Annotated in this window: 25 protein-coding genes; 16 read left to right on the forward strand and 9 right to left on the reverse strand. The window is 58.6% G+C overall.

Features of this window, described 5'->3' with window-relative positions:
* Positions 1–40 precede the first annotated feature (40 nt).
* The 16 genes from L6R21_17475 (at position 41) to L6R21_17550 (ending at position 16,097) form a co-directional block, all read left to right on the forward strand.
* Positions 41–961, forward strand: a complete 921-nt coding sequence (locus L6R21_17475) for a hypothetical protein (GenBank protein MCK6560990.1) — start codon at positions 41–43, stop codon at positions 959–961.
* 80 nt (positions 962–1,041) lie between these two features.
* Positions 1,042–1,527 (forward strand): nuclear transport factor 2 family protein, encoded by a 486-nt coding sequence (locus L6R21_17480; GenBank protein ID MCK6560991.1) that lies wholly within the window; start codon positions 1,042–1,044, stop codon positions 1,525–1,527.
* 127 nt (positions 1,528–1,654) lie between these two features.
* Positions 1,655–2,578 (forward strand): DUF4350 domain-containing protein, encoded by a 924-nt coding sequence (locus L6R21_17485; GenBank protein MCK6560992.1) that lies wholly within the window; start codon positions 1,655–1,657, stop codon positions 2,576–2,578.
* Between the two features lie 201 nt (positions 2,579–2,779).
* The gene (locus tag L6R21_17490; GenBank protein MCK6560993.1) at positions 2,780–3,394 is read left to right on the forward strand and encodes a sigma-70 family RNA polymerase sigma factor; all 615 of its coding nucleotides are present in this window, start codon (positions 2,780–2,782) and stop codon (positions 3,392–3,394) included.
* 33 nt (positions 3,395–3,427) lie between these two features.
* Positions 3,428–4,057 carry a cupin domain-containing protein gene (locus L6R21_17495; GenBank protein MCK6560994.1) on the forward strand — a complete coding sequence of 210 codons (630 nt, stop codon included), beginning with the start codon at positions 3,428–3,430 and terminating at the stop codon, positions 4,055–4,057.
* Between the two features lie 242 nt (positions 4,058–4,299).
* Complete coding sequence (locus L6R21_17500) at positions 4,300–5,115, forward strand: anti-sigma factor (GenBank protein ID MCK6560995.1); 816 nt, start codon at positions 4,300–4,302, stop codon at positions 5,113–5,115.
* Between the two features lie 120 nt (positions 5,116–5,235).
* Complete coding sequence (locus L6R21_17505) at positions 5,236–5,985, forward strand: ABC transporter permease (protein MCK6560996.1); 750 nt, start codon at positions 5,236–5,238, stop codon at positions 5,983–5,985.
* 24 nt (positions 5,986–6,009) lie between these two features.
* Positions 6,010–6,747, forward strand: coding sequence for an ATP-binding cassette domain-containing protein (locus L6R21_17510; GenBank protein MCK6560997.1), 738 nt, complete (start codon positions 6,010–6,012; stop codon positions 6,745–6,747).
* A gap of 7 nt (positions 6,748–6,754) precedes the next feature.
* Positions 6,755–8,029 carry an MlaD family protein gene (locus tag L6R21_17515; protein ID MCK6560998.1) on the forward strand — a complete coding sequence of 425 codons (1,275 nt, stop codon included), beginning with the start codon at positions 6,755–6,757 and terminating at the stop codon, positions 8,027–8,029.
* 368 nt (positions 8,030–8,397) lie between these two features.
* On the forward strand, positions 8,398–9,192 hold the full coding sequence (gene ubiE / locus L6R21_17520; GenBank protein MCK6560999.1) for a bifunctional demethylmenaquinone methyltransferase/2-methoxy-6-polyprenyl-1,4-benzoquinol methylase UbiE: 795 nt from the start codon (positions 8,398–8,400) through the stop codon (positions 9,190–9,192).
* Positions 9,193–9,408: 216 nt separating this feature from the next.
* A complete protein-coding gene (gene mce / locus L6R21_17525; GenBank protein ID MCK6561000.1) occupies positions 9,409–9,822 on the forward strand; it encodes a methylmalonyl-CoA epimerase in 414 nt (137 codons plus the stop codon).
* A gap of 22 nt (positions 9,823–9,844) precedes the next feature.
* Positions 9,845–11,992, forward strand: a complete 2,148-nt coding sequence (locus L6R21_17530) for a hydantoinase/oxoprolinase family protein (GenBank protein MCK6561001.1) — start codon at positions 9,845–9,847, stop codon at positions 11,990–11,992.
* A 514-nt stretch (positions 11,993–12,506) separates the two neighbouring features.
* Positions 12,507–13,490 (forward strand): ROK family protein, encoded by a 984-nt coding sequence (locus tag L6R21_17535; protein ID MCK6561002.1) that lies wholly within the window; start codon positions 12,507–12,509, stop codon positions 13,488–13,490.
* A 27-nt stretch (positions 13,491–13,517) separates the two neighbouring features.
* The gene (locus L6R21_17540; GenBank protein ID MCK6561003.1) at positions 13,518–14,231 is read left to right on the forward strand and encodes an SDR family NAD(P)-dependent oxidoreductase; all 714 of its coding nucleotides are present in this window, start codon (positions 13,518–13,520) and stop codon (positions 14,229–14,231) included.
* Positions 14,232–14,295: 64 nt separating this feature from the next.
* On the forward strand, positions 14,296–15,312 hold the full coding sequence (locus L6R21_17545; GenBank protein MCK6561004.1) for a hypothetical protein: 1,017 nt from the start codon (positions 14,296–14,298) through the stop codon (positions 15,310–15,312).
* A 227-nt stretch (positions 15,313–15,539) separates the two neighbouring features.
* Positions 15,540–16,097, forward strand: a complete 558-nt coding sequence (locus L6R21_17550) for an SET domain-containing protein-lysine N-methyltransferase (protein ID MCK6561005.1) — start codon at positions 15,540–15,542, stop codon at positions 16,095–16,097.
* 60 nt (positions 16,098–16,157) lie between these two features.
* Here L6R21_17550 and L6R21_17555 read toward each other — a convergent pair whose 3' ends face one another.
* From L6R21_17555 to L6R21_17595, 9 genes are all read right to left on the reverse strand, one after another.
* Complete coding sequence (locus L6R21_17555) at positions 16,158–17,195, reverse strand: hypothetical protein (protein MCK6561006.1); 1,038 nt, start codon at positions 17,193–17,195, stop codon at positions 16,158–16,160.
* A 150-nt stretch (positions 17,196–17,345) separates the two neighbouring features.
* On the reverse strand, positions 17,346–18,161 hold the full coding sequence (locus tag L6R21_17560) for a caspase family protein (GenBank protein MCK6561007.1): 816 nt from the start codon (positions 18,159–18,161) through the stop codon (positions 17,346–17,348).
* A gap of 331 nt (positions 18,162–18,492) precedes the next feature.
* Complete coding sequence (locus tag L6R21_17565; GenBank protein ID MCK6561008.1) at positions 18,493–19,056, reverse strand: DUF4256 domain-containing protein; 564 nt, start codon at positions 19,054–19,056, stop codon at positions 18,493–18,495.
* A gap of 198 nt (positions 19,057–19,254) precedes the next feature.
* On the reverse strand, positions 19,255–19,413 hold the full coding sequence (locus L6R21_17570; protein MCK6561009.1) for a hypothetical protein: 159 nt from the start codon (positions 19,411–19,413) through the stop codon (positions 19,255–19,257).
* 185 nt (positions 19,414–19,598) lie between these two features.
* Entirely contained in the window at positions 19,599–20,009 is a 411-nt protein-coding gene (locus tag L6R21_17575; protein ID MCK6561010.1) for a DUF1801 domain-containing protein, read from the reverse strand.
* A gap of 116 nt (positions 20,010–20,125) precedes the next feature.
* Positions 20,126–20,545, reverse strand: a complete 420-nt coding sequence (locus tag L6R21_17580) for a hypothetical protein (GenBank protein ID MCK6561011.1) — start codon at positions 20,543–20,545, stop codon at positions 20,126–20,128.
* Positions 20,546–20,824: 279 nt separating this feature from the next.
* Positions 20,825–21,055 carry a YgiT-type zinc finger protein gene (locus tag L6R21_17585; protein MCK6561012.1) on the reverse strand — a complete coding sequence of 77 codons (231 nt, stop codon included), beginning with the start codon at positions 21,053–21,055 and terminating at the stop codon, positions 20,825–20,827.
* 2 nt (positions 21,056–21,057) lie between these two features.
* Positions 21,058–21,375, reverse strand: a complete 318-nt coding sequence (locus tag L6R21_17590) for a DUF4258 domain-containing protein (protein MCK6561013.1) — start codon at positions 21,373–21,375, stop codon at positions 21,058–21,060.
* Positions 21,376–21,962: 587 nt separating this feature from the next.
* Entirely contained in the window at positions 21,963–22,181 is a 219-nt protein-coding gene (locus L6R21_17595) for a hypothetical protein (protein ID MCK6561014.1), read from the reverse strand.
* Positions 22,182–23,228: the final 1,047 nt, after the last annotated feature.

The raw sequence follows: 23,228 nt of genomic DNA on the forward strand, positions 1-23,228 counted from the left end.
ATCAAAATGTGATTGGAATCAGGCGGGGGAAACTGATTCCTTGACAGTCAGAAACGCCCACGCCATGGCTTATGACAGCGACCGCGCCAAAGTGATGCTCTTCGGCGGCGCTGATGAGCGCCGCGTACTGGGAGACTTGTGGGAATGGGACGGCAAAGTTTGGCGCAAAATGTCAGCAAGCGGACCGGCACCGAGAACTTTTCCGGCGATGGCTTATGATCGCGATCGCAAGCGCCTCGTTCTTTTTGGCGGCAATCGGGTTTTGTTTGGAACGGAAAACGACAAAGACACTTTTCTCGCGGACATGTGGGAATGGGACGGCGCGAGGTGGCACGAAATTAAAACCATGACACCTCCCGCCCGCGCGGAAGCGTGCATGGTTTATGACAACGCGCGTCGCCGCCTCGTTTTGTTTGGAGGACATAGTGTTGTTGCCGGAAAAAGAACTCGTTTTGGCGACACGTGGGAATGGGATGGCAGAATTTGGCTGCAAGTCAGCACGAGCGGACCATCCCCTCGCAACGGCGCGACGATGACTTATGATCCCATTCGCCGGCGTGTTCTTCTTTTTGGTGGCAACGGCCCTTCGGGCGAAACCTGGACGTGGGACGGCAAGAGTTGGCGTGAAGTGAAGCCCGCCGTTACGCCAGGCCGCTTCAACAGCGTGATGGCCTATGATGAAGCGCGCCAGCAAGTGCTGCGCTTCGGCGGCTGGAATGGCAAAACTCGCATTGATGACACATGGAGCTTCGATGGAACGGCTTGGCAACAACTCAACGTTGCCGGGCCGGAAGCGCGCAATCACAGCGCGCTGGTTTATGAAGCGAAACGCCGGCGCCTCGTGCTCTTTGGCGGCCACGACGGCGAACGAGTCTTCGGCGATACGTGGGAGTGGGACGGCAGCAAATGGCTACGCGTTGCATTTTGTGCGCCTCGTCAACGAGTAGATAACGGCCATTGACAAGGCAAGTGAAACGAGGCAGCATGCCCGACGCTGGAATTGTGCCGTGAATCAATTTTGCGAAACAGGATTTTCGAATCATGCGAAGAATCATCCTTTTTGCCATCATCGCGTTCATGCCGCCTTCTGCCGGCCCGGCGCAAATGCGCGGTCAAGCACCAAGTGAGAGTTCACCGCAGGAGCAGGAAGTCCACGACGCTTTCTCACGGTTTGCCGATGCTTATGTAAAAGCCGACACCGCCGTGCTCACCAGCCTGCTCGCAGATGATTACGTTCACACCAATGCCGACGGCGGCGTGCTCGATAAAACGCGCTGGCTCGCTTTCGCCCAAACCCGCCACGAGGATTTGCAATCCGGAAAAGCAAGGATCGATACCTATCGCAATGATGATCTCCGCATTCGAGTCTATGGCAACACCGCCGTCGTGACAGGACGAAACACCACCATCGGTGTGCGCGACGGCAAGGCATGGAAAATGAACTTGCGCTTCACCAACGTCTGGGTGAAACGGGAAGGCCGCTGGCAGCGCGTGGCTTTTCATGATTCCAACGCCGCGCCACAATAGAGTGCTTATTCGTAGTCCCCGCCGCTTCTGGGCGGCCGTCGAAGCAACGAATTTCGTGTTCCAGCAGCATCCCACGAGGCGCAGAATTCCAATGCGATATTTTGAAACCATTCACCGAGAATTTCCTATGATCCAAAGAGTGCTGTGTTTTTCCATCTTGATTTTGCTCGCATCGAGTCGGGCACAACAAGTTGCCGACACTACGTTCAATCCTCCCATTGCGAAACCGGCATACGCCAGCGGCGCCGGCCCAGTCGTCATGCTGGACGAGGCGCATTTCAATTTTCACACCGCGACCGGGCGCTATCTGCCCTTTGCGCAATTGCTGCGCCGGGATGGTTATATCGTGCAAGCCTCTACTTCACGCTTCAACAAAGAAAGCCTGCAACGCGGGAAAATTCTCGTCATCGCCAATGCACTCGCCGAGATCAACAGCCAGGGAAATTGGTCGCTGCCCAATCCCTCGGCATTCGCGGATGATGAAATCGCCGCGGTGCGCGATTGGGTGCGGGAAGGGGGCGCGCTGTTGTTGATCGCGGATCACATGCCGTTTGCCGGCGCCGCAGAAAAGCTGGCGGCGGCATTCGGCATTCGTTTCAGCAATTGCTTTGCAACGTTCGCCGAGCAATCCCGAGGCGCGAACTTCGCTTTTCACCGTTCGGGTGGTACGCTTATCCAACATCCGATCAGCAACGGCAGAAACGCCGCGGAGCGCATCGATTCCGTAATGACGTTTACCGGATCGGCGTTTCAAATGGAAGCCGGCGCACAACCTTTGTTTGTGCTCGATTCGTCGCAGGTTTTGCTCATGCCCGATACCGCCTGGCAATTCAAGCCGGAAACGCCGCGCCTCCCGGCGACCGGCTGGCTGCAAGGCGCGACTTTGAAATTCGGCAAAGGCCGCGTCGCCGTATTTGGCGAAGCCGCGATGTTCTCCGCGCAGCTCGCCGGTCCGAACCGCCAGCCCGTCGGCATGAACTCGCCGCGAGCGCCGCAGAATTATCGCTTTTTGCTGAATGTCATGTATTGGCTTTCCCAATTGCTCGGTTAGGGGCTTGTTTTCCGGCCTGCTGGCCGTCGTGTGTCGACGCTGCCGGCATCCTGCCAACGCCTGCCGCCATTCCGCCTTCCGTCGCCTCCCTCGCTGAAAATGACCTTGCATTTGTGGCGCAATTATGGCAATTTTCGTCACTTTTTTCGGCTGTTCGCACCAAGTCCATTACGCCTTGCAGTGGAATACACGGAATTCAGTATGAATCAAAACGTCGAGACTGCCGCAGGAACCGGGCAGCAGACCGTCAGCGTTCGCTCGGATGATGAGCTGCTCCGGGCGATGGCCAGGCGCGAACACGGGGCGCTCGCCGAGTTGTACGATCGCTATTCCGGCGTGCTGTATACGCTGGCTCTCAAAGTGTTGGGCGGGACGGCGCCGGCACAGGACGTGGTGCAGGAGGCTTTCCTCACCGCGTGGCGCAAGGCTGAATTGTATTCACAAAAGCGCGGCAGTGTGCGCACCTGGCTGATTGTTCTGTGCCGCAATCTCGCGATCGATCATTATCGCGCCCAAATGCGCCTCGCCTCGCGCCACGTGGAACTGGAGGCAGTGGGCGAAAGGCTGATCGCGCCGGGCCAGAATCCTGATGATCTGGCGCTCGCGCTCGAAGACGGCCGCTTGCTGCAAGAGGCCATGGCGCGGCTGCCTGCGGAGCAGCGCGAGGTGATCGAGCTGGCCTATTTCCGCGGTTTGAGCCAGTCGGAAATCGCCGAGCAAACGAAAACGCCGCTGGGAACGGTGAAGACGCGCACGCGTCAGGCCATGTCCAAACTGCGCGAGGCGCTGCAGCAAGCGGGGCGGGTGGCAGGGTAGAGGAGACAAGAACACCATGACTCGTGAAGCAAGATGACGACCGACTACACTGAAATGTTGGGCGCTTATGCCCTGGGCGCACTGGACGAGCCGGAACAAAAGGCCGTGCCGGGCCTGCTGTCCAGCGACGCTGCTGCCGGCACGATGGCTGAGTGGGCTCGTGTCATCACCGGCATGGCGTACAGTCTGGCGCAAGTGCCGCCGCCGCCCAGCCTCAAAGATCGCGTGCTCGCCGCGCTGGCAGCGGAAGACGCCGGCGAAGCCGCAAACCGTTCTGCCGCGCCGCAGCCCGGTGTGCAAGTTTGGAAAAAGTGGGCCGCGCCGGCGAGCCAGACGGAGCTTTATCTGCAGCGTGCCCAGGAAGGTGAGTGGGAAGCCACGGCCGTCCCCGGCGTCGAAGTCAAAAAGCTGTTCGTGGACCAAAGCCGCAGCTACGCCACCATGCTCGTGCGCATGGCCGCCGGCACTTCCTATCCCGGCCACCGCCACGCGGGCTTCGAAGAGTGCTACGTGTTGCAGGGCGATCTGCACGTGGGGGACACGGTGCTGCGCGCCGGCGATTATCAGCGCGCCGAAGGCGGATCGACGCACGGCATTCAAAGTACGGCCGGCGGATGCTTGCTGTTTATCGTTTCGTCCTTGGCAGACGAGCTGATTCCATGAAACGATAGCGGCGGCGCGCTCGGCTCCGCCGAATCAATGTGGCCGGGCAAGCTGCCGGACGGGCCGCGGCGCACAAAAACTGAGGCATGCTTTCGTTCGTACAGACGGAAAGCGCGGCCGCGGCGCGGCGATTGCGCTTGCGCGCCCAGCACCAGCGTGAAGTTTTGGCGAAGTGACGCGCATGAAGTTCACCAAGCCAATGGCATCGGCTCCGCCGTCCTTCGCCACCTCGAACAGCCCTCATGCCTGACGAAAGAACACAAGCTCTGGCCGATGCCTACGTGCTCGGTGCGTTGGAGCCGGCCGAGGCCGCGGAATTCAGCCGGCGGCTCGCCGCAGGTGATGCCTCTGCCGCGGACGCGCTTGCCCAAGCGCAGCGCGTGGTGGCGGCACTGCCTTTTGCCTCGCCGGCGCAGCCAACGCCTCCCGGGCTGAAGCAACGGATGCTGCAAGCTGTCGCGGCCGCGGCAACCAACGCAACAGTTCGCAGCCTGCCGGTGCGCAGAATCTCTGCGCCTGCCCGGCGCACGCTCGCGCTGGCCGCGGGTTTTCTGGTTGTGGCACTGGGCGCCGCCTCCTGGCTGCTGCAACGACAGGCGTTGCAAGCCTTGCGCCGCGAGACCGCCACTTTGCGCCAGGAGATTCAGCAAAAAGAAGCAGAGCTGGCGCAACTCAAACTGTCGCTGGCGCTGCATCATGATCTCGCGCGGGCATTACACCGGCCGCGGGTGCTGCTCGTGACGTTGCATTCCCCGCAGCCGAATCAACCCGGCCAGGCCACGGTATTGCTTGATCGGGAAGAACAGCGCGCCTATTTCGTCGCGCTCGATCTGCCGCCGCTGGCGGAGGAGTACGATTATCAACTCTGGCATATCGGCAATGCCGGCCCGGTCGATGGCGGCGTTTTTGAAGTGGATGAGGCCGGTTACGCGGCGCTCGAAGTCCGCAATCTGCCGGCCGCTGATGCCGCGTTGTCCGCGTTTGCCGTGACGCGCGAACCGCGCGGCGGCAGCGCCACTCCCACGTTGACCCAAATGCTGTTGTTCGGAAAAGTTTGATGAGGTATTTGATTCATTCATGAAACAAGCCTGCCCCTGTGACGTGTCGCAAAGGAGTCAGTTGACCCACCGCTTGTCTCGCCGTTCGCGTCGCCGCACCAACTCGGACCTGCTATTTCAATGAAGAGGTTTTTCGAGAACATCGCCCGGTTCGTGCTGTTTTGCGGCCGTTTCTTCGGCTGCTTGTGGCGCACGCGGGAAGACTGGCGCGAAACGCTGCGGCAGATGTACGAAATCGGCGCCAAATCGATTTTGCTGGTGGGCGTGGCCGGGCTGGCCATCGGCATGGTGCTGGCGATGCAAACCAGCAGCACGTTGGCGCGCTTTGGCGGGCAGAGCCTGCTGCCCAGCATGATCGCGGTGGCAGTACTGCGCGAGATCGGCCCGATGATCACCGCACTGGTGGTGGCCGGCCGCGTGGGCGCCGGCATCGGCGCGGAACTGGGAGCGATGCGGGTCACCGAGCAAATCGATGCCATGGAAGTCGCCGCGCTCGATCCGTTTCGTTATCTCGTCGCGACGCGCCTGCTGGCGACGATCTTGATGCTGCCGCTGCTCACCGTCTATGCCAATGCCCTGGCGCTGTTCGGCGGGTTTCTGGCCATGCGGGTGGAAGAAAGCATCTCGCTCAAACTTTACTTCGATTCCGCCATCCGCTTTCTCGACTTTCGCACGGTGCTGCCGGCGCTCGCCAAAACCGCGGTGTTCGGCTTTCTCATCGGCGCGATCGCCACTTTTCTGGGCTATCACGCTTCCGGCGGCACGCACGGCGTGGGCCGCAGCGCGATGCTGGCGGTGGTGCTCGCCTCGCTGCTCATCATCGTGGCCGACGTGATTTTGGTAAAGCTCACCCTCATCTTTTTCGGATAGGAGCGGCGCGCAGGAGCGGCCGGGATGAACATGATCGAGATCACCGATTTGCACAAAGCCTTCGGCACGCAACCGGTTTTGCGCGGCGTGCAACTTGCCGTGGCGCGCGGCCAGATGCTGGTGGTGCTCGGCCGCAGCGGCAGCGGCAAGAGCGTGTTGCTGAAGTGCCTCGTGGGTTTGATTACGCCCGATCGCGGCAGCATCAAGATCGACGGGGAGGAAGTGGTGGGGCTGCCGACGGGCAGGCTCAATGCCCTGCGCCGGCGCATCGGTTACGTCTTTCAAAACGCCGCGCTCTATGATTCCATGACCGTGGAAGAAAATCTGGCTTTCCATCTCGACCGGCAGGCGGCACTGCCCGCCGCGGAACGCCGCCGCATCGTTTTGGAGAAGTTGCGCTTCGTGGGCATGGCGGAAGCCTGGAACAAGTATCCCGCCGAGCTTTCCGGTGGCATGCAAAAGCGCGTGGGGCTGGCGCGCGCGCTGGTGCTCTCTCCGGAAATCTTGCTGTATGATGAACCGATTACCGGCCTTGATCCTTTGACCGCGGCCGAGATCGACGAACTGGCGATTCGCTTGAATCGGGAAACCGGCGTTACTTCGATCGCCATCACGCACAACCTGGAAAGCGCCCGCCGCACCGCGGATGTGATTGCCGTACTGTCCGAAGGCCGGATCGTCGCCAGCGGCACCTTCCGCGAGCTGTGTGACTGCGCGCATCCGTTCGTCCAACAATACTTCGCTCATGCCCGCACGGGGTGAGGTTCACATGAAAAGAAACAAACTCTTCTGGCTGGGACTGTTTTCCTTCGGTGGAATGATTCTGCTGGTGTGGGGCATCTTCCTGCTGGGCACGAAGAAGAAAATCTTCGAGCAAACATTTCATTTGCACTCGCCGTTCGAAACCGTCGCTGGTTTGCGGGAAGGCTCACCGGTGCGCCTCTCCGGCATTGACATTGGCGTGGTGGAAACCATTGCCCTGCCGGCCAGACCCGGCGGCAAAGTGGTGGTGACCATGCGGCTGGATGAGGCGGCGCAGCATCTCATCCGCCGCGATGCCTATACCGTGATCGAAACCGAAGGCCTGGTCGGCAACAAGATCGTCGCGATCAAAGGCGGATCCGTGCAACTGGCGCACGTCGCGGACGAGGATTCCATCCGAAGCCGCAGCCCCGTCGATCTCTCCGCCATTCTCGACAGCTTCGATGAAACCGCGCGCTACATGCGGCTGGTCACCGCCAGCTTGGACGGCATTACCTCCAAAATCCGCAGCGGCGAGGGCACCATCGGCAAGCTCGTTTATGATGAAGAGTTCTACCAGAATTTGATTCTGATGACCGAGCGCAGCGACTCCACTTTTGCCGCGGCTTTTGCCGAAACCCGGCGGCTGGGCGATTTGCTCACCAAAGTTTCCACCTCGGTGGATTCCGTGATCAAGCGCGTGGAGAGCGGTCAGGGCACGTTGGGCGCGCTGGTCTACAAAGATGATCTTTACGATCTCACTTACGCGACCGTCAGCGCCACCCAGGACTCCCTGCAAGCATTGCTGCACGACATGCGGCGCGGTCGCGGGCTGCTGGGCAAGGTGATCTCCGATGAGACGCTCGCGGCCGAGCTCGACACCTCCGTGCGCAATCTCGCGCGTCTGCACGATGAGCTGATGGAACTCAGCCGTCTCGCCCGCGCCGGCGCCTTCAGTTTTGCGGAAAACATGGAGGCCCTCAAACACAACTGGCTATTCAAGGGCTATTTCGAGCGCCGCGGCTTTTGGAACCGCGCGGAATTCGAAAAGGACTACGCCGACCGCATGCGCGAGCTGTCCGAGCGCGAAGCCCGCCTCAACGAATACGAAAAGACTCTGGGACAGCAGTTTCGCCAGGTGCAGGAGCTGCACAAGCAAGTGCAACGCCGCTTGCAGCTCGTCGAAGAGCTGGAGAAAAAGCTGCGCCCGGCTGAGCCGCAGGCAGAACAGCAAAAGCCCGAAGCTCAGCCGCCGGAACAGCAGCCGCCTGAGCCGCCGCCGCCGGAACAAGAGCAGCCGTGAAACGCGCACCCCGCCCAATGCCGCTGACTTCGCGGTGAGGTTCTTTCTTCTCCGCAAAAGCGGAGGCGCGGCTGTATTCTGCAGAAGCGCGGCCAAAACTTGCGCTGCTGGTCGGCCGTCAGGTTGTTGTTACGCGCGCGTCTTTTGCGGTCGCGGCAGGCCGTGTCAAACGCCAAACAACGTCGAGGTTCTTCATTCGCGTCGCTTCGCACACAGGTGCGGTTGTTTCTTTGTCGGGCGCAGCGTGTTCGCGTTAAGCGAGCGCCGCCTCTTGTATCCGCCTGCTCTGCTGCCTGTGGCTTTGCGCTGGTGCCGGAGACAGCCGCGGCAGCAGCAAGATCATCAGCACTTCCAACAGACCATTCTTTATGCCGGTTCGAGATTTCCGCTTCGACACGCCCAATCAAAAATCCTCCTACGTTCAAGAGATGTTCGATCGCATCGCCCCGCGTTATGATCTGATGAATCGGATCATGACGTTTGGGCGGGACCAAGCCTGGCGCCGGCGCCTGATTCGCCGCGCCGGAGTCTCGGCGAATGCCGTGGTGCTGGATATCGCCACCGGTACCGGCGACCTCGCGCTGGTGGCGCAAGCAGCCGGGGCGCGTCAGGTGGTGGGCGCGGACTTCAGCCGCGAGATGCTCGGCTATGCCCGCCACAAAACGCGCAAAGGCAACCGCCGCCTCCTTCTCGCGGTGGCAGACGGCTTGAAGCTGCCCTTTCCGGATGACACCTTCGATGCGGTGGTCACCGGCTTCTCGCTGCGCAATGTCGCCAACCTCGACGCCTTCCTGCGCGAAATGGTGCGCGTGACCAAACAGGGCGGCAAGGTCGCCAGCCTCGAAATCACCCGGCCGCGCGGCCGCTGGTTTCGCAGTTTCTTTTCCTGGTATTTTGGTGCGATCGTGCCGCGCCTGGGCGCACTCATCTCTGGCGCGCAGGAAGCCTACAGTTATCTGCCGCATTCCGTATCCGTGTTCATCACGCCCGAAGAGTTGCGCGTGCGGCTGGAAGATGCCGGCCTGCATCACGCCCGTTTCGAGACTTTGATGTTCGGTTGCATTTCCATTCATTCCGGCACCAAAATCCGCGCAGCCGCTGCCCAGCGGAAGCAGGTCGCCTCCTCGGCGCGGCGGCCGGCCGCCTCACCCCCGCGCCTTTGAGAATGCCGCGCAATTGCCGGCGTCACGGCTATCCTCCCGGCCGCGGCGGCAAATCCAGCGCCGGCGTCTCGCCTGCCGCAGACCGGACATCTGCGCTGCCCGCTGTCACTCCGGCGATACTGCCGCGGCGTGGTAATCCTTGCAATTCAATCCTGCCTTTGGTATTTTCGCCCCGATTTGATTACGGAGGCGCTGATCTACAGGAGGTTGTCGCTCGTGTTGGAAAAAATCGATCACATCGGCATTGCGGTGCGGGATCTGGAGGAGGCCGTCAAGCGCTACACGCTGTTGATGGCGGCGCCGCCGGCGCACGTGGAAGAAGTTCCCTCGCAGCAGGTGAAAGTGGCGATGTTCACGGTGGGCGCGTCGCGCGTCGAACTGCTTGCCGCCACCTCGCCGGAATCGGCGATTGCCAAGTTTCTCGACAAGCGCGGGGAAGGCATGCATCACATTTGCTTCAAAGTCGATGATCTTGCTGCCGCGTTGGCGCACGTGCAGGCCGGCGGCATGGAGGTGGTGCCGGGCGCGGGCGCGGCCGGCGCGGGCGGCAGCCGGGTTGCCTTTTTGCATCCGCGCAGCGCGGCGGGCGTGTTGATCGAACTGGTGGAGCAGAAGCAAACCGAGTCCTGACCATGCCGGGTGAGCACAAACCATGAGACGTATCCGCATCGGCATTGACGTCGGCGGAACGTTTACCAACGCCGTTGCCCTCGATACCTCGAGTTTCAGCATCATTGCGCACACGAAGACGCACACCACGCATCACGCCGAAAGCGGCGTGGCATACGGCATTCTTACGGCGTTGCGCAAACTGCTGCGCAAAGGCGAAATCGATCCCGGTGAAATCATTCTGGTGGCGCACAGCACCACCCAGGCCACCAACGCCCTGCTGGAGGGCGACGTGGTGAAGGTGGGAATCATCGGTATGGGCACCGGCTTGAAAGCGCGGCGGGTGCGGCGCGAGACCAACATCAAAGACCTGGAGCTGGCGCCGGGCAAAACGCTGCCCACCTGCCATCGCTTCCTCGACACGCGCCAGAATTTCTCCGATGAAGTGATCCGGCAAGCCCTGCGCGATCTGCAGGCCGAGGGCGCAAAAGCGATTGTCGCCGCCGAGGCCTTCTCCGTCGAAAATCCCCGCTACGAACAGCAAGTGTTGGATTGCGCCCGCGCAATGGGCCTGCCTGCCACGGCCACCCAGCAGGTCTCGCAGTTGTACGGTCTGCGCATGCGCACCCGCACTGCCGTCCTCAACGCCAGCATTCTGCCGGTGATGCTCGCCACCACCGACGTGATGGAGCGCAGCCTGCGCGAAGCCGGCATTCAGGCGCCGTTGATGATCATGCGTTCGGACGGCGGCGTGATGGATGTCAAGGGCATGCGCGAGCGCCCGGTACTGACGTTGCTCTCCGGTCCGGCCGCGGGTATTGCCGGCGCCTTGATGTACGCTTCGCTGTTCGAAGGCATTTTTCTGGAAGTCGGCGGCACCAGCACGGACCTCAGTCTGATTCATCGCGGCCAGGTGGCGGTGCGCACGGCGCGCATCGGGCCGCACCAGCTTTATGTGAAGGCGCTCGATACCCGCACCGTGGGCGTGGCCGGCGGCAGCATGATTCGGCTGCAGCACGGCCAGATTCACGACGTCGGCCCGCGCAGCGCGCACATTGCCAAGATGCCCTATGAAGCCTTCAGCCTGATCACCGATCTCCACGACGCCGAGCCGACGCTTGGCGCGCCCAGCAGCGGCGATCCCGGCGATTACGTCTTCCTGCAACATCAGGAAAAAAAGTTTGCCCTCACGCTCACCGGCGCCGCCAATTTCTTGGGCTATGTCCCGGACCATGATTATGCGCGCGGCGGCCAGAAAAACGTCGGGATGAGCTATGCCAAGCTCGGACGGTTGCTCGATCAAGCGCCGGACAAGGTCGCGGAAGCGGTGATGCAAGCCGGCTGCCGGAAGATTGCCGAAGCAGTGCGCAGCCTGATGAGCAGCAACGAGCTGCCGCGCGAGAGTCTCCGGCTGCTGGGCGCAGGTGGCGGCGCTGCCACGGTGGTGCCCTATGTCGCCAAGCTGCTCAATCTGCCCTTCACCGTGGTGTTGAACAGCGCCATTTTCTCGGCGATCGGGGTGGCACTCGCGATGATTCGGGAGACCATCGAGCGCAGCCTGGTCGATCCCACCGAAGAAGATTTGCTCAGCCTGCGCCAGGAAGCGGAGCGCGTCGTGCTGGCCATGGGCGCCTCGATGGAAAGCGTCGAGGTTAAAATCGAAGTGGACACGCGCCACAATCTCGTGCGCGCGATTGCCACCGGCGCCACCGACGCCCGCCTGCTGGAGAGAATCCGCCGGCCGGTTCCCGCCAACCAACGGGTGAGCGTGGCCGCCGGCGCGCTGGATACCGAGATCGAGGATATTCAAACGCTGGCGCATACCGGTTTCTTTACCGCCTATTCCGCGGTCAAAACCATTCCCCGCTTCTTTGGCCTGTTCAAAAGCAAGCGCCAACCGGTGGTGATCGTCGATCAGCACGGCGTGGTGCGGCTCACTTTCGAGCGCGCGGAACTCATGGAAATGACCGCCGGCGAGGGCCGCCAACGCTTGCGGGATTTCCTGGAGAGATGCACGCACTATGGTGACAGCGGCGCGTGGCTGCCCGGCATTCATTTGGCGATCGGGCCGCGGCTGGTGGATTTCTCCGGCTTGGTCAGTGTCAGCCAAATCGTCTCGCTCGGCGGGCATGAGCTGCAGCAATCCACCGCCGACTCGCCGGTCCTGCTGGTCGCGGATATGTTGAACTGAGGCGATTGAATACCGAGTTTAAACTGGTTGTGAGTGACATGTAATATCGACGCCGGCTTTCAGAGAAGCTGAAACCTGAAGCCAGCGGGCAGCCATAAGCCCGATTCGTGCATGGCACGATGCAACCACCACTGTCATCCAGTAAGGATCTCGTGAAGATTTGGGCGCCCTCCCGTGCCATTCACCTCAGAAGCTCGACGTGAAGCACGCGGAGAAGGACTCTCTTGATTCTAGAACTCCGCACTCACCGCGGTGCCGGCGGTTGCTTTGTGGTCAAGAATCTTTCAAAGTTCTATTCTAACTTTGAGCGCCTTACCGCCTACGCCAGATTTTAGATAAGCTGAGATCTGCAGCCCGGCGGGCAGCAGTGCACCCAACTGCTTTGCAGCACTACGAAATTACACGAAGTCAACACCGAAACCGCAGAGTCGCAGAGAACGCCGATCCAGACCTTTTTGATGCAAAAACGCTGCGCGCCCTGCGGTTTGAACGCTTGCCTTATTCGATTCGGCCCATGACACTGACACGCACGGACGCAGTTTCCTCCTCACCGCTCTATCTCGGCCTCAACCTGCAAGCCTCTGCCCTGCAAGCCGGGTTGGGAGACGGCTTTCAAATTTCATTGAGCGATCTCGGGATTCCGCTGGACAACGTCGACAGCGCGCAAGAAGTCTTGCAGGCGCTGCGGCAGATTTTGGAAAGTGCGCGCATGATCGCAGCCGATCTCACCAGCCCCCTGGTCGCGGCCGGCCTGGCGGTGCCGGCGCATGTCCATCCCGCGCACGGCAGCTTGACGCTCTCGACCGAGCGCAATGCCATGTGGGAAGGCTTGCAGGTGGCGGGCTGGCTGCAGCAGGAACTCGGTCTGCCCGTGGCGGTGGAATCCGAAATCATTGCCGCGGCCATGGCCGAGCTGAAAGTCGGCGCGGCCCGCGGTGCAAGCGAAGTGTTGGTCGTGAAGATCGACGCCACCATCCAGGCGGCTTACTGGCATCACGGCAACTTTGTGCGCGGCGCGCAGGGATTCTTCGGCAACCTCGGCCACCTTGCCACCGGCAACAGCGATTTGCCCTGCTCCTGCGGCCATCTCGGCTGCCTGGAGGCGAGCGCCTCGACAGATGCGATTTTGGATCGCTTCTTCGCCGCCGCGGAAGCCGCGGAGATCGAGCTGGAGGAGGGCGACATGCCGGAGACGGCAGAGGCGGTGTTTGCGCTCAGCCAGAAGCAGCATGCCATCGCGGCCGCGGTGCTCGATGACGTTGCCTTTGATCTCGGCGCCGGCCTCGCCAGCGCGGTGAATCTGCTCAATCCGCAGAAAGTCGTCATCACCGGCGCGCCGATTTATCTGCGCCCTGAATTCTTCCAGCAGGTTGTGCGTGATGCCGGCCAGCGCATGTTGCCGGGCTGCGCCGCCGGCGTGCAAATCGTGCCGGCGATGATCCGGGAAAATCCCGAATGCCTCGGCGCCATGATCCTGGCCAAAGAAAGATTCGGTTGATCGCTACCTAACTCGAGGAGTGTCGCTATGGACCTGACCGGCAAAGTCGCAATTGTCACCGGCGCCAGCCGCGGTATCGGCCGCGCGATCGCGCTGGGGCTGGCGCGCGCAGGCGCGCATTTGGTACTGGCTGCGCGCCAGGAGCCTTTGTTGCAGCAAGTCGCCGAACAAGCGCGCCAGCATGGCGTCGAAGCCGCAATCGTGCGCGCTGATCTGCGCGAGGAGAAGGAGATCACCAAGGTGATCGGCACCGCCCTCGAACGCTTTGGCCGCCTCGAGATTCTGGTCAACAACGCCGGCTTGGGCTATTTGAAACCGGTCGCAGATCTGACCACTGCCGAATGGGACGAAATGTTCGCCGTCAATCTGCGCGCGGTTTTTCTCGCCACGCGCGCGGCCCTGCCGCATTTGCGCCGGGCCGGCGAGAGCTTTGTCGTGAATGTGGCCTCGCTCGCCGGCAAGAACACCTTCGTCAACGGCGGCGGCTACACCGCCACCAAGTGGGGCTTGCGCGCCTTTAGCCAGTGCCTGATGCTGGAAGAGCGCAAGCACGGGCTGCGCGTGCTCACCATTTGTCCCGGTTCGGTGGACACGGAATTCGGCTCCGGTCGCGCCACCCCGCGCCCGCCGCAGCGCGACATCATCCTTCCGGAGGATATTGTCGAGGCCATTCTGTGTGCGCTCAAACTGCCACAGCGCTCCATGATCAGCGAGATCGATCTGCGGCCTTCGAATCCCTGAGAGCACGCCAGCGCCGCCATTTTCAAAAGGACTTTGGAAGATCATTTCAAACGGACGCACAGCCATGAAGCACGGATTGTTCCTTCTCATTCTTGCCCTGCCTCAGCTTTTTCCCGACGCCGGTTTTGCGCAGCGCGCTCAGCGGTTGTTCGCCGCGGTGGCGAAAAACATGAACAGCGCGGAAGACGTCGCCACGGAGAGTATGGGTCTGCTGCTGACGCCGCTCAATCACCCGCAATGGCAAATGCTCACATGGCCGGGCCTGCCCGGCCGCTGCCTCAGCCCATCCAATGCCGGTGGCTCACCCAAACTGATCGTCGGCGGACCAGCCGGCCTCTTGCGGCCTTTCACCAACCCCACCGGCTGGCGCTTGCTCACCGATTGGCAATTGACTGAAGTGCTCGACGTCGAAGTCGATCCGCTGGCGCCGCGCACGATCTATGCCGCCACTGCCAACGGCATCTTTGTGTCGACGGACAATGGCCAGGAGTGGCAGTCCCGCAGCCAGGGCTTGGCGAGCACGTTCGTCAGCCAGCTCTTGGTCGATCCGCAGCAAGCCGGCCGTTTGTTTGCCGCAACCGAAGCCGGTTTGTATGAATCACTCAACGGCGGCCAGGACTGGCGGCTGCTCGCACTCGAAGGCATCGCCGTGCGCGCGCTGTTGCGCGAGAAGGAATCGTGGCCCGGCATCTTCTGGGTCGGCACGGAATACCACGGCCTCTATGAGAGTTTCGACGGCGCCAAAACCTTTGCCAAAGTCGACATGGATGACGACAGCAGTTCGGTCTATGCGCTCGCCGGCGGCGGCGCCAACGAACCCATTTACGCCGGGTTGTTTGCCCAAGGCCTCTATCGCGCCTCTTCGCCGGGAGAATTGTGGGAACCGGTTGCCGGCAGCCAAAGGCTGGGCACGGTGTTTTGCATTTTGCCGCTACCGGAACAACAGCTCGTTTTTGTCGGCACCTATGACCAGGGCGTGTTTCGCAGCACCGACGGCGGCCAAACCTGGCAAAGCTTCGGTCTGGAAGGTGTGCCCGTCCGCGACTTGTTGCTGGGCGACGCAAGCTGGGCCAGGCCTTAGAGCTGCAATCGCCGCTTGCGATTTTGGCCGTGTTCGCGGCCACCATTTTGGCTGTGATGTTGTTCTCATCCGCGTCCTGCCGCGGCAGGGTAACGCTTTAGGTGCGTGTGGGAGCGTGGGCATCCTGCCGGCCGACAAGCTGGCAACGTCACGTTATCCGCCGATACTTGAGGCCTCCCGCGGCCGGGCAGAAAAAAGTACCTCACCCATGGAGGAAGGAATTCCCAATGTTGAATTCGAAGGTGGAGTTGAAACAAAGCGGTATTCAAGGCCTGGGTATTTTCGCCAGGGAGTTTATCGAAGCAGGCGAGATGGTGTGGTGGGAAACCGCCGAAGAACAAGCCCGGCGCTTCATTGTGAGCCGCCGGGAAATCGAAACCTGGCCGGAAGAAAAGCAACGCAATTTTCTCAAATACGCCTATCAAATCGATGCCGGTGTCTACTACGGCCCGCGCGATACGGTGCCGCAGGACCCGGCCGACTTCACCAACCACAGTTGTGACCCCAACACCTGGTTCGTCGATGACAACGCCATGACCGCGCGTCGCGACATCACGCCCGGTGAAGAAATCACTTATGACTATGCCACCAGCGAAATCGACGACAGCTTCATGTTGGTGTGCGGCTGCGGTGCTGCCAATTGCCGCGGCATCATTCGCGGCAGCGACCATCTGCTGCCGGAATTGCAGGAGTTGTACGGCAATCACATGATGCGCCACACGCTGCGCAGCATCGCGGCCCACCGCGCGGCTGCGCAAAAGGCGAGAGTGAGCGCGGTGAAATAGCCGGCTTCCGCATCATCATGACGCCTGTCGCAAGGAACCTTGCGGCAGGCGTTTTCATTTTCAGCCCAGTGCGCGGGGGAACGCGCCGGTCAGGAGTGATCGCATGGCAGCGGTCATGGCCGCGTCATAGTTCTTGGCATCCTGAACGTGCAAAATAGACCGGTCAGTGGTCGCGACAGCAAAGGACCAGCTTGTGATGGAATTTGCGTCGCATTGCACTTCTATCGGATCAAACGTAAAGACTTGCTTCCCGCCGCTGTGATCGCGCGGGATGATCTCACCCTCGGGCGTAATGGATTGACCGGCAGCATGGAAAAACCCGGCGGTACACCACATGTTGCGGCGCAGCCGCGCCTGCGCGTTCAGCAACTCCTCATCGCTGGCGCGCAGCAGATAAGCCAGCCAGTTCGTCTGCTCAATCTTGCCGAGCGCGCAGGCAAAGTAACGTTGCGCTTTGTCACTCAAATGCGGGAGAATATCCGCCTGCAGGAAATCATACCAGGAACCGAATGCGCTCACCTGAACTTGATTGTTGATCTCCTCGAAGCAGGGCAGCCAATAAACCGGACACGGTATCCTCCAAATCGCCTGGAATGCAATTGGATCGAGTCTGACATTGTACTCCAGTTCTGCGTTTCGCGCCAGCTGACGGCTTCCCGTCCCGGCGTTCAGATAAATGCCGGCGCATTTCTCGCGAAACAATTCGGGAAACAGCGTCCCTGCGCGCGCCACCTCCCGGCAGGAACCCGCGATGTGAATGACCACCGGCGTGGCGGCGTTCTTGAGCAATTCGACAATCATGCTCACGGCTCCGTCGTCATCGCCCGGAGGCGTTTGCTTGCAATCTCGTGCAGACGCCATCGCCAGGGGAGAGCCAATACTGCACGGCACATGCAAGCCGGTGAGATAGTTCATCTGTGCGAGCGCCACGATATCTGGGTCGCCGCGATGGTGGGGCGGAGGATAGTCGATGACAATGCCCTTCAACTCGATGTCCCCCGCCGCGGCGAGCGCGTAGAGGCAGGCCACATCCCAATGATCATCAGGGTCATTGGGCGGGCGAAACAGATCGGTTTGATGAATGACGGGGATGCTCATGTCAATGTTGGGAGGTCGCTGGGCACGATGCCTCGCAGCACCATCGAGCTGCAATTCGTTTCTGAGAAACTCGCCTCGCTCGGCGGTGGCGAATGATCAAGGCAGGCGGCTCCGCTTCCCGCCGCCGGCCCACTTCATCAGGCCGCCGCCTCAAGCGAACAACTTCCACTTCTTCATGCTGCTCGAGCCATAGAGATTCGGCGCTTGCGGATATTGCTGCGAGGGCAGCGCCGTGCGAATGGCCTTGAACCAGTCGGCATAGGTTGCCTGCGCCGGCAGCCCTGACAATGCCCGCAGCGCAACGAACGTAAAGGCGCCGTTCGGGCGGCCTCGGAAATAGGCATCAAAGCTGTATTCGGTATCCTGGCAGCCGGCGAGCAGCAAGGCGGCATAGCGGCCCGGCGGGCTGGAGCTGCGGAGCGCGCGCCGCACCCCCAGCTTGGCGGTCTCGCTCCTGGAGAGAAAGACGGCCGGCGGCAGAAAACGCACTTTGCGCTGCGGCGCGTGCTTGCCCGTGGTCGTCGGCGGTGTCGTTATCGGCGCAAAGCGCGCCACTGTTCCTGAGTGGCATGAATCCGAGATCATGAGAATTTTGACGCCGCGCGGCCGTTCGCTGAACAAGTCGAAGAGTTCATCGTCGGTAATGGGCCCGTTTCTGCCGATATCGTAGGGACACAAGCACTCGTCCGTGCCGTCCGGCTCATCACCGTTTTCATCGGGCACGAATGAGCCATGGCCGGAATACTGCACCACGATCAGATCGCCGAATTTCGCCTTGCCGACGGTTGTCTGAATCGCCGCGCGCATGGCTTTCCCGGTCGCTTGCTTGTCCAGCAGCTTCGTCACCGCAAAGCCGCGCTTGGTCAATTCCTTGGCCCAATCGTTCGCGTCATTGACGCAACCGTTGAGGTCGCTGCTGGTGCCAGGGTAATTGTTGATGCCGATGCACAACGCGTGTTTTGCCATCTTCTGCTGTCCTCCTGCTAAATGGCGAGTTTCTCTGGTTGACGTGAGTTGCGGGCGGCGCGCGGTTGATTGCGAATCCTGCGCGGATTATTGAGATTCATATTCAGCGTGACAATGCCAAGTTGGAAAACTCACAGCGTTCCGCCAATAAGTTGCAACTCAAAAAAATCGCCAACTGATAGACACAAACCAACCGATGGAAAAGGGTTTTATCAGTTGGGTCGTTTCTATCAGTTGGAATTCTTCTTTGCTTCTGATGCACCTATTTTGTTTTGTAGGAACCAACTGCCCCCTCTCCTTGCAAGAGAGGGGAATTGCAGGCATTCACTATTCAAACCTTCAGCACGCCACGAAACCCCCGGGCGGCATAGTAAGATTCCGCGCCATTGTGATATACAAAAACATGGCCGTAACGGCGATCACAAAAGAGGGCACCGCCGAGTTCGCGAATATCAGCGGGCGTCCGCACCCAACTCGACGTTTTCGTATCGAACTTGCCGAGTTGCTGCAACGCGCGATACTGCTCTTCGGTCAAAAGCTCGATGCCCATGCCGGCAGCCATGCTCAAGGCGCTGGCCTTTGGTTTATGTTCCTTCCTTGACTCCAGCGCTTCCCGGTCGTAACAAACGCTTCTGCGGCCTTGGGGACTCTCCGCGGCACAATCATAAAAAACGAACTCGTCCGTCTTATTGTCATAACCAACAACATCCGGTTCGCCGCCGGTTCTTTCCATTTCGTGGAGAGACCACAATTTCGCGGGATTCGCTTCCAGCCTGGCCTGTACTTTGGCCCACGCCAGGCCTTCATGACGGTTCATATTCCTTTCAAAACGGATTTGCAGCACGCTGAGTAGTTCCTGGCGTTGTCCTGGCGACAGTTCCGGTCTTGCTGCCATGCCCGAAACGGAACGAGGGGCCGTGACTTCCTTCAGACCCTTGCCCTTTGTGCGCCCTGCGGTTTTGCCCATCCGCTTTTCCTTTCTGCGATTGGTCATTACCTTTCTTTTCAAATGGATTGCTGCACTTGCAATCAAAAGAGCCGCAATTGCGGTGAACCGTCATCCAAACAGCGATAAATCTTCTGGTCAAGCCACTCAATTGACTATATGCTTCAGGGTTCCGTCGATCACACTTTTGGGAACCTGCTTGGGCTTCACCGGAATGCGATACCAGTGTTGCTCGCGAGCGATCCCAAAATCCCGTTTATTGTTCATGAGGGCGATCAGAAAGTCCCTTGCCGGGCTTTGTTTCATGATTCCACCCCTGACTGGAAAAAGAAAAAGCTGCTTTCATGAGGATCGTCGGCAGCTTGTACGCGCAATCAAATCGTTTCCGGCCGTCTTGCCGGAGGTTCAAACGTTACGTGGGCTTGCTTATGAATCCCTATCTGCAGCGCTGCGGAGATGCGGCTTGGGTGATGGCAAGCGTGATTTGGGGCTTAGCGATAGCGTCGCTTGATCTCTGCCAGAGAGTTTTTCACCAACTTCTCGAGGATGGATATATCGATCTCGCTAAGCCGGCGAAAATACAAGCAGGCCTTGCCCATTCTGTGCTTGCCGAGCCTGGCCAGCAGGGCTTGCTGTTCTGGGCTACTTGCCGTCAAATAGACAACGACTTCCTTCCCCCGGGCCGCGAAGCCGGTCAGGCATGAGTCGCCTTCTCGCCCGCTTTCGTACTGGTAGTGATACATGCCGAAACCGACGATGGTCGGACCCCACATTTTCGGCTCCTGCTTGGTGATTCTCCGCAGGAGTATGACGAGAGACTCGCAGTCCTTGCGTTGCTCTGCGTTTGCGATTGCGGCGATATGCGCTTCCACGCTGGCCTCGGTTGCTTTGGTCTTGTTCATTGCAACTGCCTTTCGGTGCAGCCGGAGCTCCGGTTGTAAGCGTCCGCCCGCGGCCAATGCTTTCGGGTTGATGGCGGATGCGGTCTCAAAAGCCTGCTCGCACGGTTCCTGTGATTCTATGTCGTGCCGAGCCTCTCAGCCAATTTGCCGCCCAGCCATGCCATGGGCAGGTAGGCACCAACCAAGTCCAGGACGGCAAACCAGACCGGCGAAGAAAGCATGAAAACACTTGCGATGCCGCCGATCAGGAAGAACGCGCCTATTCCCAGTGCGAATTTCATTTTGTGGCTTGCCGCGAATTTACCGGCGGCAAAAGCCCCCACCAAGGTTCCCAACGCATGTGCCAGGAAGGGGAAAATGAAATGCTTGGGTTCAAACAAATGCAGCGAAGCTTTCAAGCTCTCAGAATCCGTCACCTCGACGCCGGCCGGAGGTGGGATGACCTTGCCGCTGATCGCAATCAGGCTCATGTTCACCGCGCTTCCGATTATCACCCCGGCGATAACCGCCAATACATTTCTGAGAGTTGGATTCACGATTCCTCCTTCCTGCGGTTAGACCCTTTTGGGAATACGACCAGCGCTGTGGAACGTGCCGCTGTGTGACTGCTCTCTGCGCACCCGGGGCATGTCCCTGCGCCCTATTCGCCTGGCGAGCAGGCATTACAAAGAAGAAATAAGTTCAACGCAGAATTATGCGGCGGCTCACGCTGTGCTCATTCCGGAGGTCTGTGCTGGTTATCGCGCCGCACGAATTCTTGTCTCGTTAGCGCCAGCCTTTATAGCTCGAGCCAGCCGCCTCGCTCAATTTGAATGTTACGCATATTCAAACACATCCATAGGAACTGATTTCGCCGGGTGCATCTGGCCATGCACGATTCGTCGAATTCTCTCTGTCGTCTCGCGGCTAAAAGTTTTGTCCCCACACCGTGCACAGACTTTAGCTGGAATACCCTCCACCAAAACGTGCTTTCCGTTGAGTTTAAATACTTCATCAACGATTTCCTCGCGGGTCTCGTTTGAACCGCAAATATGACAATGAAACATGATCATCTCCGCATAGAGTAGTTATTGATCCATTCATCTTCTTCAGGTTGATAAATCGTGATAATTTTTATCAATCCTTCGTCAGTCTCTATTCGTGTGACTTGTATATGAATAGGTCGCCCCGACTTCGTGAATCCCAACAAGAGGCAACTCGGCGCATATTTATCCTCGGGATAGTCCTCTATAATTTCTGCGTTCTCTGCAATTTCACGTATTTCGCTTTCGCTTATGTTACGCTCAACTGTCCGTTTGAATGCGTGAAAACTAAACTCGAATTGGCCAGACTCCAAATGTTTGTGTATTTCTTCGATCGTTTTCATGCAAAAAGTAAAACCCAGTGAGCGGGTGACAGGAATTTAGTGGTCGCGCTTTTAAAAGCTATTCGAATGTAAACATTGTGGAGAGCAATTGCAACAAAGAACCCCTCCCCCGATCTTCTGTGAATGACATGTAGCTGCTAACACCAGTTTCAGCGGCTGCGGGGCGAGAAAGAGTTTGATCGAAGACGAGGCGTTGAAACTCGCACGATATGAAATTCATGCCACTGCCCCGCAGCCGCTGGAAACGATGTTAGCAAAAATAGTTTGGCATTTACCACGATACTTTGGTCCGAATTTCAGTACAACTTTTGTTTTTCTTCGACGATTTTGCTTTTTTCTCTTTCACGCTTTGTATTCTTCACTAATTTTATTTCCTACCAATTCGCGCTATTGTTCGTTGCACGCACCTTGTTTTTTATGGTTTTTGAAATGGGGTGAAAAGCTTTCAGCACTTCACAATACTTTATTTTTTATCGAGCCGCTTTATCTTCTGGGCTTCACGATATTTTATTTCTACCGACTCGTTTTATCCTTCGGCACTTCACGATCCTTTCTTGCTTCAATGAACATCTTTTGATCTCAAAAAGCTACTGTCCATAACGCTCAAGCAGCGAATGACGAGCCTTCTCTAACAACTGTGAGTAGTCTGGCGAAAACGGCTCGGTAAGTTGTTTCTCAAGCAACGCCTCCAGCGCCCAGAGTGCATTTCTCTCTGGCGTATCTACTAATGCCTTAAGTTTTTCTGAGGCAAGAAGTTCAAATAGAACCAGCGCTTCGTCCTGTTCGAGAGTGATAGTTATGGGCATTCTGCACTTTCCTTCTTGCGGCTTTTAAAATGGGGATGAAAAACGTTCGGATTTTCACGATAGTCATTTTTCTACCTCGATGCCGTCTTCCAGCGCTTCACAATACTTTACTTTCTACCGAGCCACGTTATCTTTCTGAACTTCACGACACTTTCCTATTTGCCCAAACTCCTTTCGCTCAAATTTTGCTAACAACAGAGTTCAGCCTCGGCTTGAACGAGATGTTAGGTTGCGCCGGTATGTGAATGCCTGTCACTATGGCCGCCTATCGGGCCGAACCCTTTGTTATTTGCTCAAGTGTAGCAAACCAATTATTTCTTCCGCACATTCCGAAGCTGTTTTTCCGTCTGTTATGACTGTTACACAGTTGTCCCGCGGAACCGCCGCACAATTCCATCTTTCTAGGTTTTTATGCAGCCCTTCAACGCTCCTTACTTTTCCCATTCTGATCCGTGAATCGCTCAAAACTCGTTTCTCTAATTCACTAACATCACATCTCAAGTCAGTGCTGTCCGGTTTAGTTGGGTTAGAGCTGCAGACATACTTGGTTGTGGTCTGCTGGTCGACTGCAACGTCTAAGCATCCTTTCACGCGAGTCCGAGAGTAGAATACTATTGAGGCTAACACGCGCAAAGACATTTTCGCGGATGTACCGCTGCATCTTGAGCAATGTGAACTGACATCTGGTTTTGTATTTGAGATAAGACAGTAAGAGATAGGTGATCATTGCGATCCAGATTTGAGTCCGCACGGCATTTTCGGTGGTACCTATGAAAGTTTTGATTCTCAAATTCTGCTTGATCCATTTGAAGAATGTTTCAATGTTCCATCGTGATTTGTAGATCTTCGCAATTGTTAGTGCTGAGAGGTGAATGATATTTGTCAGGTACTCATATGTTATCCCAGTTTCAGGGTCTCTGTACACGACCAATCGCAGTTCGATGGGAAGATCACTGGCGTTGTTTCCAACGAGACGAATGATCTTGTCTTGCAACACACCGCTATTTCTCGCGTGTCGCGAGAGTTTTGGAAGTAGATGCTCTGGGC

It is taken from the genome of bacterium (assembly GCA_023150945.1).
Classification (GTDB): Bacteria; Zhuqueibacterota; Zhuqueibacteria; order Zhuqueibacterales; family Zhuqueibacteraceae; genus Coneutiohabitans.